At 59.9% G+C, this 14,109-nt stretch carries 13 protein-coding genes; 4 read left to right on the top strand and 9 right to left on the bottom strand.

The window, feature by feature from the left end; all coding sequences use genetic code 11:
• Positions 1 to 54: 54 nt before the first annotated feature.
• Positions 55 to 1,443, bottom strand: a complete 1,389-nt coding sequence (locus D8U60_RS01560) for an L-cystine transporter (RefSeq protein ID WP_041476842.1) — start codon at positions 1,441 to 1,443, stop codon at positions 55 to 57.
• Between the two features lie 239 nt (positions 1,444 to 1,682).
• On the opposite strand from D8U60_RS01560, the gene D8U60_RS01565 reads away from it, so the two are divergent.
• Positions 1,683 to 2,738 (top strand): phosphorylcholine phosphatase, encoded by a 1,056-nt coding sequence (locus tag D8U60_RS01565; RefSeq protein ID WP_024014685.1) that lies wholly within the window; start codon positions 1,683 to 1,685, stop codon positions 2,736 to 2,738.
• Positions 2,739 to 3,016: 278 nt separating this feature from the next.
• Here D8U60_RS01565 and ilvD read toward each other — a convergent pair whose 3' ends face one another.
• From ilvD to D8U60_RS01600, 6 genes are all read right to left on the bottom strand, one after another.
• Positions 3,017 to 4,858 (bottom strand): dihydroxy-acid dehydratase, encoded by a 1,842-nt coding sequence (gene ilvD, locus D8U60_RS01575; protein ID WP_016772696.1) that lies wholly within the window; start codon positions 4,856 to 4,858, stop codon positions 3,017 to 3,019.
• Between the two features lie 256 nt (positions 4,859 to 5,114).
• Entirely contained in the window at positions 5,115 to 6,347 is a 1,233-nt protein-coding gene (locus D8U60_RS01580; RefSeq protein WP_130899336.1) for an MFS transporter, read from the bottom strand.
• Positions 6,340 to 7,317: a diiron oxygenase gene (locus tag D8U60_RS01585; protein WP_071172201.1), complete on the bottom strand. Its 978-nt coding sequence runs from the start codon at positions 7,315 to 7,317 to the stop codon at positions 6,340 to 6,342. Before D8U60_RS01585 ends, D8U60_RS01580 begins: the two co-directional genes overlap by 8 nt.
• Positions 7,314 to 8,387, bottom strand: a complete 1,074-nt coding sequence (locus D8U60_RS01590; protein WP_130899337.1) for a SagB family peptide dehydrogenase — start codon at positions 8,385 to 8,387, stop codon at positions 7,314 to 7,316. Before D8U60_RS01590 ends, D8U60_RS01585 begins: the two co-directional genes overlap by 4 nt.
• A gap of 450 nt (positions 8,388 to 8,837) precedes the next feature.
• Entirely contained in the window at positions 8,838 to 10,034 is a 1,197-nt protein-coding gene (locus D8U60_RS01595; RefSeq protein ID WP_016772700.1) for a class I SAM-dependent rRNA methyltransferase, read from the bottom strand.
• A gap of 162 nt (positions 10,035 to 10,196) precedes the next feature.
• Complete coding sequence (locus D8U60_RS01600; protein WP_130899338.1) at positions 10,197 to 10,736, bottom strand: type 1 glutamine amidotransferase domain-containing protein; 540 nt, start codon at positions 10,734 to 10,736, stop codon at positions 10,197 to 10,199.
• 228 nt (positions 10,737 to 10,964) lie between these two features.
• Here D8U60_RS01600 and D8U60_RS01605 point away from each other — a divergent pair, with 228 nt between their 5' ends.
• The 3 genes from D8U60_RS01605 to D8U60_RS01615 are packed head-to-tail and all read left to right on the top strand — an operon-like array spanning position 10,965 to position 12,981.
• Positions 10,965 to 11,777, top strand: coding sequence for an HDOD domain-containing protein (locus D8U60_RS01605; RefSeq protein ID WP_160769650.1), 813 nt, complete (start codon positions 10,965 to 10,967; stop codon positions 11,775 to 11,777).
• Positions 11,778 to 11,789: 12 nt separating this feature from the next.
• Positions 11,790 to 12,602: a bifunctional DNA-formamidopyrimidine glycosylase/DNA-(apurinic or apyrimidinic site) lyase gene (gene mutM, locus D8U60_RS01610; RefSeq protein ID WP_016772703.1), complete on the top strand. Its 813-nt coding sequence runs from the start codon at positions 11,790 to 11,792 to the stop codon at positions 12,600 to 12,602.
• Between the two features lie 55 nt (positions 12,603 to 12,657).
• Positions 12,658 to 12,981, top strand: a complete 324-nt coding sequence (locus D8U60_RS01615; RefSeq protein WP_073471021.1) for a multidrug transporter — start codon at positions 12,658 to 12,660, stop codon at positions 12,979 to 12,981.
• Between the two features lie 151 nt (positions 12,982 to 13,132).
• Here D8U60_RS01615 and D8U60_RS01620 read toward each other — a convergent pair whose 3' ends face one another.
• On the bottom strand, positions 13,133 to 13,384 hold the full coding sequence (locus tag D8U60_RS01620; protein ID WP_003195146.1) for a YfhL family 4Fe-4S dicluster ferredoxin: 252 nt from the start codon (positions 13,382 to 13,384) through the stop codon (positions 13,133 to 13,135).
• A gap of 145 nt (positions 13,385 to 13,529) precedes the next feature.
• Positions 13,530 to 14,009, bottom strand: coding sequence for a pantetheine-phosphate adenylyltransferase (gene coaD, locus D8U60_RS01625; protein ID WP_003229157.1), 480 nt, complete (start codon positions 14,007 to 14,009; stop codon positions 13,530 to 13,532).
• Positions 14,010 to 14,109 lie beyond the last annotated feature (100 nt).

Raw genomic sequence — 14,109 nt, forward strand, 5'->3', positions numbered from 1 at the left:
CAGCTTGCAGCTTGCAGCTTGCAGCTTGCAGCTTGCAGCTTGCAGCTTGCAGCTTCAGCTGACTAGCTGCGCGTGCTCATCGGCATCCAGCAGCGCTTTATCCGTCTGCTGCATGACCTGACTGGTAATCGCCCCGGCGGTAATCGAGCCACTCACGTTCAACGCGGTGCGGCCCATATCGATCAGCGGCTCGACCGAAATCAGCAGGGCCACCAGTGACACCGGCAAGCCCATCGCCGGTAGTACGATCAATGCGGCGAACGTTGCGCCGCCGCCAACTCCGGCGACACCGGCCGAACTCAACGTGACAATCGCCACCAGCGTCGCGATCCAAAGCGGATCCAGCGGGTTGATGCCGACCGTTGGTGCCACCATCACTGCCAACATTGCCGGATAGAGACCGGCGCAACCGTTCTGGCCAATCGTTGCGCCGAACGAGGCAGCGAAACTGGCGACCGACGACGGAATACCCAGACGACGGGTCTGCGCTTCGATGCTCAGCGGAATGGTCGCCGCGCTGGAGCGACTGGTGAAAGCAAACGTCAGCACCGGCCAGATCTTGCGGAAGAAGCGCAGCGGGTTGATCCCGGCGGCCGACACCAGCACGCCGTGCACAACGAACATCAGGCCCAGGCCGATATACGAGACCACGACAAAACTGCCGAGCTTGATGATGTCCTGCAGGTTGGAACCGGCGACCACTTTGGTCATCAGCGCCAGCACGCCGTACGGGGTCAGCTTCATCACCAGACGCACCAGACGCATCACCCAGGCTTGCAGGGTGTCGATGGCGTTGATCACTTTCTGACCTTTCTCGACGTCGTCCTTGAGCAGTTGCAGCGCGGCGACCCCGAGGAATGCGGCGAAGATCACCACACTGATGATCGAGGTCGGCTTGGCCCGGGCCAGGTCGGCGAACGGGTTCTGCGGAATGAACGACAGCAGCAGTTGCGGCACATTGAGGTCGGCGACCTTGCCGGCGTAGTCGTTCTGAATGGTTTGCAGGCGCGCCATTTCCTGAGTGCCGGCGACCAGACCTTCAGCGGTAAGGCCGAACAGGTTGGTCAGGCCGATGCCGATCAACGCCGCGATGGCGGTGGTGAACAGCAGCGTGCCGATGGTCAGGAAACTGATTTTGCCCAGCGACGAAGCGTTGTGCAGGCGGGCGACGGCGCTGAGGATCGAAGCAAACACCAGCGGGATCACGATCATTTGCAGCAACTGCACGTAACCGTTGCCGACCAGATCGAACCAGCCGATCGAGGCTTTCAGCACCGGGTTGCCGGCACCGTAAATCGTGTGCAGCGCAACGCCGAACGCCACGCCGAGGACCAGTGCAAGCAGGACTTTTTTCGCCAGGCTCCAAGTGGTGTGGCGGGTTTGCGCCAGACCGAAGAGCAAGGCGAGGAACACCAGCAGGTTGAGAATCAACGGTAGATTCATGAGAACTCCAGTAAAGACTGTGCCAACAGCCGTCCGGGGCTGCTGCGAACCGGAAAGCCTAACAGCTTGATTTGCAATGATTTAATACCGAAATGGCAGGGCGTCCGTCGTTTTTGGAATAAGCGCGTGTCGCTGTCGGCAATGCAACTGACGCGCAGGGGACGCAAGCGGTCGCTGACAGGCGAGGGTTGTCACACTGATTTGTTAGCGTCGAACTCTTTGCATCGGGGAGTAGCGCTATGAAAATTGCACGCACGTTGTTGGCTGTGGCACTGGCGGCTGGCCTCGCCGGCCAGGCATTGGCCACGGACCTCAAGCATTGGCCGGCAGATCAGGCCAAGGCGCTGGACGCGATGATCGCTGCCAACGCCAACAAGGGTAATTACGCGGTGTTCGACATGGACAACACCAGTTACCGCTACGACCTCGAAGAATCCTTGCTGCCGTTCATGGAAAACAAGGGCCTTATTACCCGCGACAAGCTCGACCCCTCGTTGAAACTGATGCCCTTCAAGGACACCGCCGAGCACAAGGAAAGTCTGTTCAGTTATTACTACCGGCTCTGCGAAGTCGACGACATGGTCTGCTACCCATGGGTGGCGCAGGTGTTCTCCGGCTTCACCCTCAAGGAGCTCAAGGGCTACGTTGATGAGTTGATGGCTTCGGGCAAACCGGTGCCGGCGACGTATTACGAAGGCGATGTGGTGAAGAAGCTCGACGTCAATCCGCCGAAGATCTTCACTGGCCAGCAGGAGCTGTATAACAAGCTGATGGAGAACGGCATCGAGGTTTACGTGATGACCGCCGCTTCAGAGGAACTGGTGCGTATGGTCGCGGCGGATCCCAAGTATGGCTACAACGTCAAACCGCAGAACGTCATTGGCGTTTCACTGCTGCTCAAGGATCAGAAGACCGGCGAGCTGACCACTGCGCGCAAACAGATCACTGCCGGCAAATATGACGAGAAGGCCAACCTCGGCCTGGAGCTGACGCCGTACCTGTGGACCCCGGCAACCTGGATGGCCGGCAAGCACGCGGCGATCCTCACCTACATCGATGAATGGAAAAAACCGGTACTGGTCGGCGGCGATACCCCGACCAGCGACGGTTACATGCTGTTCCACGATGTCGATGTGGCCAAGGGCGGCATTCACTTGTGGATCAACCGCAAGGACAAGTACATGACGCAAATCAACGGCATGATGGCCAAACACGCAGCGGCGCAGGCCAAGGAAGGCTTGCCGGTGACAGCGGACAAGAACTGGGTGATCGTCAAGCCGGAAGAAATCCAATAAAAGCAGCTGATAGCGGCAAGCTACAAGCTGCAAGAAAAAGCAAGGCGGCTCTTGCTTGCAGCTTGGCGCTTATCTGATCGTTCCCACGCTCTGCGTGGGAATGCAGCCGTGACGCTCCGCGTCACTGGACGCGGAGCGTCCCTTGAGGCGTTCCCACGCAGAGCGTGGGAACGATCACCTTTGCTTGCAGCTTTCAGCTTGCAGCTTTCAGCTTGCAGCTTGCAGCTTTCAGCTTGCAGCTTGCAGCTTGCAGCTTGCAGCTTGCAGCTGTAGCTGCCTCAAATCCCGTCGAGCATCGCTTTGTTACGCACCGCGCCTTTATCTGCACTGGTCGCCAGCAGGGCGTAGGCCTTGAGCGCGGTGGTTACTTTGCGTGGGCGCACTTCAACCGGTTTCCAGCCTTTCTTGTCCTGCTCGGCGCGGCGTGCCGCCAGTTCTTCGTCGCTGACCAACAGGTTGATCGAGCGGTTCGGAATGTCGATCAGCACCTTGTCGCCATCCTGCACCAGACCAATCGCGCCGCCGGCCGCAGCTTCTGGCGAAGCGTGACCAATGGACAGGCCGGAAGTGCCGCCGGAGAAACGCCCGTCGGTGAGCAGCGCGCAGGCTTTGCCCAGACCTTTGGATTTCAGGTAGGACGTCGGGTAGAGCATTTCCTGCATGCCCGGGCCGCCTTTCGGGCCTTCGTAGCGAATGATGACGATGTCGCCTTCCTTCACTTCGTCGGCGAGGATGCCGCGCACGGCGCTGTCCTGGCTTTCGAAAATCTTCGCGTTGCCTTCGAAGACGTGGATCGACTCATCAACCCCGGCGGTTTTCACCACGCAACCGTCCTGCGCGATGTTGCCGTACAGCACGGCGAGGCCGCCCTCTTTCGAATAGGCATGCTCGAAGCTGCGGATGCAGCCGTTTTCACGGTCGTCGTCGAGGGTTTCCCAACGGGTCGACTGGCTGAACGCGGTCTGGGTCGGAATGCCCGCAGGGCCTGCCTTGAAGAAGTGATGCACGGCTTCGTCGCTGGTCTGGGTGATGTCCCACTTGGCGATGGCTTCTTCCATGCTGCGGCTGTGCACGGTCGGCAGGTCGGTGTGCAGCAGGCCGCCACGGGCCAGCGAACCGAGGATGCTGAAAATGCCGCCGGCGCGGTGCACGTCTTCCATGTGGTACTTCTGGATGTTCGGTGCAACTTTGCACAGCTGCGGCACGCTGCGCGAGAGACGGTCGATGTCACGCAGGTCGAAATCGATCTCGGCTTCCTGGGCAGCTGCGAGCAAGTGCAGGATGGTGTTGGTCGAACCGCCCATGGCGATGTCGAGCATCATCGCGTTCTCGAACGCCTTGAAGTTGGCGATGTTGCGCGGCAGCACGGAGTCATCGTTCTCGCCGTAGTAACGCTTGCACAGCTCGACGATGGTGCGACCGGCCTGGAGGAACAGCTGTTCGCGGTCGCTGTGGGTGGCCAGGGTCGAACCGTTGCCCGGCAAGGCCAGACCCAGTGCTTCGGTCAGGCAGTTCATCGAGTTGGCGGTGAACATGCCGGAGCACGAACCACAGGTCGGACAGGCGCTACGCTCGTACTCGGCGACTTTCTCGTCAGAAGCGCTGGAGTCGGCGGCGATCACCATGGCATCGACGAGGTCGAGGCCGTGGGAGGCGAGTTTGGTCTTGCCCGCTTCCATCGGACCGCCGGAAACGAAGATCACCGGGATGTTCAGGCGCAGCGCGGCCATCAGCATGCCCGGGGTGATCTTGTCGCAGTTGGAAATGCACACGATGGCGTCGGCGCAGTGGGCGTTGACCATGTACTCGACGGAGTCGGCGATGATCTCGCGGCTCGGCAGCGAATACAGCATGCCGTCGTGGCCCATGGCGATGCCGTCATCGACAGCAATGGTGTTGAATTCCTTGGCCACGCCACCGGCGCGTTCGATTTCGCGGGCGACCAGTTGACCCAGGTCCTTCAGGTGCACATGCCCCGGGACGAACTGGGTGAACGAGTTGGCGATGGCAATGATCGGCTTCTTGAAGTCGTCATCTTTCATGCCGGTGGCGCGCCACAGTGCGCGGGCGCCGGCCATGTTGCGGCCGTGGGTGGATGTTTTCGAGCGGTAATCTGGCATGGAGCACTCCGGGCGGCTAATCACGTACTAAAGGGGAGTGAGCTTCTGTTGACCTCTGAAACACCCGAAAAATGGCCGTGTGTCCGGAAGCTGCCGATGACGTTGCGGGATCGCCGCTGGTCTCAGCCTGAGCTCATAAACCCGCCGGGGATGAATGGCGATGAATGAGGCGATTCTACACCGCTGGCGTCGCGAGGGAATGGCGCAAAGCGTTGTTCCCCCGCCGAAGAGGCACGCGGGATGACGACTGGCAGGATCAGTGGTCGCCTCCCGGCATCACCGGATTGTTGCGCAGGTTGCTGACGCGACGGCCAATCACGCTGTTGAGCAACAGCGATACGCCGCTCAACACCACGAAGCCGTAACCCAGCGTCGCTTGCAGGTTGGCCGGGCCGAGGCTGATCAAGGCGCTGACCAGCCCGCCACAGATAAAGATGATGGTGCTGCCGGCGGACGCCGATGCGCCGGCATTTTCGGCAAACAGGCTCATGGCGCGGGAGGTAGCCGGTGGTCTTGAAATGGTCGTGCCCACCGTGCAGATCAGCATCGGAACCAGCACCGTCGCCGCTGACAGATCATGATTGGCCGCCAGATAGAGCATCACCAGCCCCGAGAGCAGGATCAGGCTCAGCCCGGTGAAAATCTGCTGTTGCGCATTGATATGCCGATTCAGCACGCTGGCGAACAGGCCGCCAAAGACATAGGCGGCGCCGTAGATCAGCAGGATCAAGGCGAAATCGTAAGGTGCCATCTGCAGCTGCTCCATGAAGATCAGCGGGGAAATGACAATGAAGGAAAAGTGGCAGGCGAAAGCGAAGGCGGAAATCAGCCAGCAGCCGACGAATTCGAAATTGCTCAGCACCAATCTGTAGGGCTTTATGAAACCCCCGTGTGGCCCATTCTGAACGGGCCGGCTGTTATCGAGCAGCCGCCACGTCTTCACCAGAACCACGGCGGCCAGGGCGATGAACACCCAGAAGCTGCCGCGCCAGCCGAGCGTGGCCTGCAGAAACGTGCCCGCCAATGGTGATACCGAAATGAAGATGCCCGTGGCGGTGACCATCAGGATCCGCAGGCGATCACGCTCGTTGCCTTCGAACAGATCCTGCACCAGTGCCTGGGACAACACGAAGCAACCGCATCCCAGCGCCTGCATCACCCGGAAAATCAGGAACAGCGTGTAGTCATTGCTCAGCACACAGCCCAGTGCGCCGAGCAGCGACACGCTCATGCCGGCAAGCAGCAGACCTTTGCGCCCGATCACATCGGACAACGGGCCGATCAATAACTGGGCAAATGCGATGCCCACGGCAAACAGACTGATCGACAGCGCGATGTCGTTTGACGATCGGCCAAAGTGGGCTGCCAATGCCGGAAAGGAAGGCAGCAGCACATCCAGCGGAAACACGCCAAGCAGGATCATCGCCAACAACAGGCTGATTGCTCCGCGCTGTTGTCGGCGGGTGGTTGCACGGCTGTGTTTATCCATCGATCAATCCTGCTTTGGCGAAGAGTGTCTGGTTATGGGGCAATGCAAAGAAGCCGGCCTTGTGCAGAGCCTCCACAGTAGGCTTGCAGCCAGCGCGTGCACGAGCGCGGTTGGCCTGCACCGTTACCGTGCTGCCGACAATCTCCATCACGTCGATCTCGGCAATACCGGCCGAACGCAGGCTTTGTTGCAGCCAGCTTTCATCTGCTTCGAAGAAAATGGAAATGATCTCCACGAGGGTCTTGCTGGCGAACAGGCGCTGACGACTGTTCATCGCAATCCAGAAGTAATGGAAGGCTTCGGCGAAATAACGGCTGTGCCGGGCTTCGTCGGCAAGGTGATCACGCAGCATGTCGTTCACGCTGGACACCAGCGTGTCGCGACAGACCTCCAGCAACTCGCGGGCAATGATCGTTTCCGAGACAAATCCCAGCAGGAACCAGGCCAGAGCGCGGTTTTTCTCCGGCGTGCGCGCGATCAAGGCGTTCATGCGGCTGATCCGCTTCGGAATGACCGGACGCCGGGTGATGCTGTAATACGCAGCGATCTGCTCGGCAATCTGGTTGGAAAACAGCGCGTGGTAGCCCTCGTCGGTATACAGCTGCAGTGCCGCATGTTTCATCGGCAGCGGTATGTAGATGGGCAGTTCGCGGTGCGCGATGACTTCCACGGCGCGGTTGACGATGCGGTGTTCGAGCAGGGTGGTGTAGTCGAGGAAATACACCAGATGATTGGCGGTAAGGCGGTGCAGGGTTTCGCGCCCTTTGGCCTGGATGGCCGGATGCGCCAGATAGGGCACGAAGGCCGGGGGGAACCAGTAGCGGGTTTGCAATTGCTGCTCGACATCGCCCGGTAACCGGTAGTCATGGGTACTGCTGCGTACCGATGCACGGCTCTCCCAGTCTGGAAGCGTGAATTTCAGCGACCATGACACCGGGGCTTCGCTCTCGTCCATCGCCGTGGGAATCATGACTGTGCTCCGCTGAGCAGATCACGCATTTCCTGGCACATGGCGTGACCATCGCTTTCGCCGCAACCGACAAAGAACAGCGGTTGCTCGGCGCTGCCCGCGATGCCGAGCAGGGTTTCAACCTGTGCGTCGGCAAATGCGCCGGTCAGCCAGGTGTTCAGCCCCAGCGTTGTTGCTACCAGTTGAAAGGTTTGCGATAGATGACCGGCCTCGATGAATGCCATGCGATAGGCGCGCGAGTGTTCGTACTTCCACCAGAGACGATCAAACCTGGCGGTGATGAACACGCCCAGCGGCAGGTTGTTGATGAAGTGCTGGCCGCCGAGCAATTGGCCCAGTTCCGGATCCGGCAGCGCATTGATCCGACTCAGAGCGTGCTCGGCAGGGTGGTAGGCGTAGATGCCAGGTTCCAGCCCGCTGACATTTTGCGCCAGGACAAATCCCTCACAGGCGTTCAATCCGCCGCCGGACGGGCAGCTCCGGCGGGCCTCGAGACCCGGCGCGACCGGATCGGCGTGGGCATCTTCGCGCGGGGGAAGATAGCCGAGGGTCAGATACAGCAGCGTGCCGACCTCGTTCAGTGTCACCGCCGCACCGGTGTAGGAACGACAGGTTTTGCGCCTCATCAGGGCCTGAGTCAGGCTGTCATCATTAATGGCGCCCGGTACGGGCAGGGTAATCAAGGGCTGCACTGATCGCGGCGCCGGGGTGTTCGCAGGTTCCGGCTTCGCCAGCACTTCGCTGCAGTGCGCCAGATATTGCCTGGACCACTCGTGAATATTCCGAGGCGTATGTGCGCAAGGTATATTTTGTGTGCCGATGTGATAAATCTTCGATAGTTCATCCCAGCCCCAATCCGGGGTGTCTATTTTTGAAGTTGTTAGAATGCCTGCATCCAGAAGTTGTCTGTCTATTACGTTGTTCGGGTCAAATATATCAGGGTTGTGTATAAGGCTGGCGAGGCGGTGGGAGTATTCAAGATCAAGTTCGTGTTGAGTATGGTTCTTGTAGTTCCAGACTACTTGTCCGGGCGGGCGCGGCAATATAAAAAGAAAAGGATTGATATACATGGGTTCAGATCACTCAGGAAAAGTCTGATGGACGCCAGAGTGCCGGCACTCTCCAGCGTCCAGGCTACTTAGCGGCCGGTGGCTGCAACCAGAAAGGCCAGGTTGGCGAGTTTGTCTGTTTCGAGATAAATGGTTTTCATGATGTGAACTCCTTGTTCGTTGGTAGTTGGAGTCGCTTCGTTGCGACAACTTCATATTAGTTTGTAATCGAATATTGGCAAGCGGATATTAGGTAGGAATATTCCAGTAATTTTGTCGGAGTGATCTTTTGCAGGAGACTTACTGTGTAGGTTTAATTTCCATGTTTTACAGGCATGACGAAACTTCCTGCAAGGCGGCGAGAAAGAAGTTGTAGGAAGAGAGCAAGGCACTCATGTCGAGTGTGAAAAAAACGGGCGGGGGGGCGCAAAAAAACGGGGAGCTCAGTGGCTCCCCGGTGTTCAAGCGCAATCAGCTGTTGGGCAGCAGACGGCAGGTGATGCTTTTGATGTAGCGGGTTTCAGCGATGGCCGGATGCACCGGATGATCCGGACCCTGACCGCCACGTTCGAGCATCTGGATGTTGCGGTCCAGATGACGGGCGCTGGTCAGCAGGATGTTCTGCAGATCGTCTTCCGGCAGGTGCATGGAGCACGAAGCGCTGACCAGAATGCCGTCCTTGGTCAGCAGGCGCATGGCTTGCTCGTTGAGACGACGGTAGGCGCCTTCGCCGTTCTTCATGTCTTTCTTGCGTTTGATGAAGGCCGGCGGATCGGCAACGATCACGTCGAAGCGCTCTTCGCTGGCTTTGAGTTCCTTCAACGCTTCGAAGACGTCGCCTTCGATGCAGGTCATCTTGTCAGCGAAGCCGTTCAGTGCAGCGTTGCGCTCGACACCGTCGAGGGCGAATGCAGAGGCGTCGACGCAGAACACTTCGCTGGCGCCGAACGCAGCGGCCTGCACGCCCCAGCCACCGATGTAGCTATAGAGATCAAGTACGCGTTTGCCCTTGGCGTAAGGTGCCAGGCGCGCGCGGTTCATGCGGTGATCGTAGAACCAGCCGGTTTTCTGCCCTTGAATGACCGGCGCTTCGAACTTCACACCGTTCTCTTCCAGCGCGACCCATTCCGGCACCAGACCGAATACGGTTTCGACGTAGCGGTTGAGGCCTTCGGCGTCGCGGGCGGCGGAATCGTTCTTGAACAGGATGCCGCTTGGCTTGAGCACCTGGGTCAACGCGGCGATCACGTCGTCTTTATGCGCTTCCATGGTCGCCGAGGCGATCTGCACCACGAGGATGTCGCCGAAGCGATCGACCACCAGACCCGGCAGCAGGTCGGAGTCGCCGTAGACCAGACGATAGAACGGCTTGTCGAACAGACGCTCGCGCAACGACAGTGCGACATTCAGGCGATGCACCAGCAGCGACTTGTCGAGTGCCAGTTTGATGTCGCGTGACAGCAGACGCGCGCAGATCAGATTGTTCGGGCTCATGGCGACGATGCCCAACGGCTTGCCGCCAGCGGCTTCGAGCACCGCCTGATCGCCGGCCTTGAAGCCGTGCAGAGGCGTGGCGGCCACGTCGATTTCGTTGCTGTAGACCCACAAGTGGCCGTTGCGCAGGCGACGGTCGGCGTTGGCTTTGAGGCGCAGGCTAGGCAGGGACATGACGTCGCTCCGGAAAAAAGAGCGGGAGTATAGCGTGTTGACGCGTGCTCCGGTCTGGCCTGCGATGAAAAGCGGATGGCCCCTTCGCGAGCAGGCTCGCTCCCACACTTGGAATGCATTCACCTGTGGGAGCGAGCCTGCTCGCGAAAGCGATTTCAGCTCTTATGCAGCCAGTGCGTCAATCAGGGCCTGACTGAACGCCGGCACATCATCCGGCTGGCGGCTGCTGATCAGGTTGCCGTCCTTGACCACTTCCTGGTCGACCCAGTTGACCCCGGCATTGATGAGATCGTCCTTGACCGTCTTGTAGCTGGTCATGGTCTTGCCATTGACCAGTCCTGCCGAGATCAGCAGCCAGCTGCCGTGGCAGATCACGGCAATCGGCTTGCCCGCCGAAGCGGCAGTCTTGACCAGATGCTGAGCATCCTGATCGATACGGATGGTGTCGGAATTCTGCACACCGCCCGGCAGCAGCACGGCATCGTATTGATCGACGCTCACAGCCTGGAAAGTGTTGGTGACGGGGAAGTCGTCGGCCGGTTTGTCATGGTTCCAGCCTTTGACGGTGCCGGCCTCGGCCGAGAGGATATCGACCTGCACGCCGGCCTGCTCCAGGGCATCCTTGGGGCCGGTCATTTCGACCTGTTCGAAACCATCGGTAACCAAAATAGCGACGCGTTTGCCATTGAGGGAAGTTGCCATCGGTAAGCTCCTGAGTCTGTGGAGATTTTGCCTTCGCAGCGGACCTATGAGGTCCGATGCGCCCTACAGATTCCGAAGCTTGGGCACAGATGAAAGTTCCGACGATGTGCCCATCGGTGTGTCGCCCTGCCGTTTCAGCGGTTAGAATCGCCGCCTGCCCCGGAGTGTGTACTTATGTCCCAAGAGCTGACCACCGAACAGATTCAACAATCGCTGCAAGGCATCAGTGTGCCGGCGCAACCGCAGATCATGGTGGATCTGCAAATGGAGCAGTACATGCCCGACCCGGACCTGGAGGTGATCGCCAAACTGATCTCCCAGGACCCCGGTCTGTCCGGCGCGCTGCTGAAAATCGTCAACTCGCCGTATTACGGCCTGAGCAACAAGATCACCTCGATCCAGCGTGCGGTAAACCTGTTGGGCAGCCGCTCGATCATCAACCTGATCAACGCGCAGTCGATCAAGGGCGAGATGAACGACGACACCATCGTCACCCTCAACCGTTTCTGGGACACCGCGCAGGATGTGGCGATGACCTGCCTGACCCTGGCCAAGCGCATCGGCACCCAGGCCGGTGACGAAGCCTATGCGTTGGGCCTGTTCCACGATTGCGGCGTGCCATTGATGCTGCAGCGTTTCCCCAATTACATGACCGTGCTGGAAGAGGCCTACGCCAGCGCCAGCCCGGAATGCCGCGTGGTCGATACGGAAAACCGTGTGTTCAACACCAACCACGCTGTGGTCGGTTACTACACCGCCAAGTCCTGGCGCCTGCCGGAGCATGTCAGCGCCGCCATTGCCAACCACCACAACGCGCTGGCGATTTTCAGCGACGAATCGTCGAAGAACAGCCAACTGAAGAATTTGCTGGCGATTCTGAAAATGGCCGAGCACATCTGCGCCTCTTATCGCGTGCTGGGCAACCAGAGCGAGGATTTCGAGTGGAGCGCGGTCGGCCCGCTGGTGCTCGATTACGTCGGTCTGTCGGACTACGACTTCGAAACACTCAAACAAACGATTCGCGACCTCGGCGCGCATTGATCCGAGGACACCATGCCTGAACTGCCGGAAGTCGAAACCACCCGTCGCGGGATCGCCCCGCACCTGGAAGGCCAGCGGGTCAGCCGGGTCATCGTCCGCGACCGGCGCCTGCGCTGGCCGATCCCCGAAGACCTTGATGTGCGCCTGTCCGGGCAGCGCATCGTGCTGGTCGAGCGGCGCGCCAAATACCTGTTGATCAACGCCGAGATCGGCACGCTGATCAGCCATTTGGGCATGTCCGGCAATCTGCGTCTGGTCGAGGCCGGGTTGCCGGCGTTGAAGCACGAGCACGTCGACATCGAGCTGGAATCGGGTCTGGCCCTGCGCTACACCGACCCGCGACGGTTCGGCGCGATGCTGTGGAGCAACGACCCGCTCAATCACGAATTGCTGATTCGCCTCGGGCCGGAGCCACTGACCGATCTGTTCGATGGCGAGCGCCTGTTCCAGCTGTCACGCGGGCGCTCGATGGCGGTCAAGCCGTTCATCATGGACAACGCGGTGGTGGTCGGGGTCGGCAATATCTACGCGACCGAAGCGCTGTTCGCCGCCGGCATCGACCCGCGCCGCGAAGCCGGGGGCATCTCCCGCGGGCGTTACTTGAAACTGGCAATCGAGATCAAGCGCATCCTCGCCGCCGCCATCGAGCGTGGCGGCACAACGTTGCGCGACTTCATTGGCGGAGACGGTCAGCCGGGATACTTCCAGCAGGAACTGTTTGTCTACGGCCGCGGTGGTCAGCATTGCAAGGTCTGCGGCACCGGCCTGCGCGAAGTGAAGCTGGGCCAGCGCGCCAGCGTGTTTTGCCCGCGCTGCCAGACCTGAAAAATCCTTGGGTCTATAGTGAGAAGTCTCACTGCTCAGCCCGAAGGATCGTGCCATGAAAGTCCTGCAAGTCTTCTTCGTCACGCTGCTGTTGTGTTCCAGCCTGGCTGTTCAGGCCTCGGAAAACGGCAGCGGTGACCCGCGATACACCATCCAGAATCCCCCGGCCTACGCCATGCTTGGCGACCTGCTGATTGCCCGGCCCTTGCTGGTGGTGGCCACGGTGATCGGTGCGGGAGCGTTTGTGGTGTCGTTGCCGTTTACCGCGCTCGGCGGCGGGGTCGGCGATGCCGGTCAGGCGCTGGTGGTAGACCCGGCGAAAGCGGCGTTTGTGCGGTGTCTGGGGTGTACAGGGGAGGGGTTTGAGCAGCGCGAGTGAGCTGATCGGGTTTCAGTGGTGTGGCTGATGGCCCATTCGCGAGCAGGCTCGCTCCCACATGGGTTTTGGTGTTCACACAAATTTGTGTTTCACCACAGACTCTGTGGGAGCGGGCTTGCCCGCGATGGCTTCGGTACTGGCGCTGATGTGATCAGGCCTTGCCGGTGATCTTGCGGTACTTCTCCATCAACTGTTCTTCAGTTTCCGGATGGGCTTCGTCCAGTGGAATGCAATCCACCGGGCAGACCTGCTGGCACTGCGGCTCGTCGTAGTGGCCGACGCACTGGGTGCACAGGTTCGGGTCGATCACGTAGATCTCTTCGCCTTGGGAAATGGCGGCGTTCGGGCACTCGGGTTCGCAGACGTCGCAGTTGATGCAATCGTCGGTGATGATCAGGGACATGCTAACTCCAGCCGGGGCGGCAGGCCCGGGCGCTATAAATCAATGCGCGCAATTGTGCCGCATTGGCGAGCGCAGTGCACGCGGGGGCGATCAAGGGCACGAGACTGCAATCTTCAAAAGCAAAGATCGCAGCCTGCGGCAGCTCCTACTTTTTAAAGCGCAGGGTCAGCGCGTCGGCCACGGCCGGGTGGACGAACTTGCTGATATCGCCGCCCAGCGCGGCAATCTCCCGCACCAGCGTCGAGGAAATGAACGAATAACGCTCCGACGGCGTGAGAAACAGGCTCTCCACATCCGGCGCCAGTTGGCGGTTCATGTTGGCCAGCTGGAATTCGTATTCGAAGTCCGACACCGCGCGCAGACCACGCAGGAACACATTGGCGTTCTGCTCTTTGGCGAAATGCGCGAGCAGCGTCGAGAAACCGACCACTTCCACGTTAGGCAGGTGTTTGGTGACCTCGCGAGCCAGTTCGACCCGTTGTTCCAGCGGGAACAGCGGGTTCTTTTTCGGGCTGGCGGCGACCGCAATGATCACGTGATCGAACAGGCGCGAGGCGCGTTCGACCAGATCGCCATGGCCCTTGGTAATAGGGTCGAAGGTACCTGGGTACAACACTCGGTTCATCGCGTCGTCCTGGCGGGAGTCCGTTGGGGAGTCGGATGGTATCGCAGCATTCCCGGTCGGCCAAGTCGCCTGTTGGGTAAGAAAGCACTATAGACGATGG

This window comes from Pseudomonas sp. Sample_11 (assembly GCF_004307505.1).
Taxonomy (GTDB): Bacteria; Pseudomonadota; Gammaproteobacteria; order Pseudomonadales; family Pseudomonadaceae; genus Aquipseudomonas; species Aquipseudomonas atacamensis.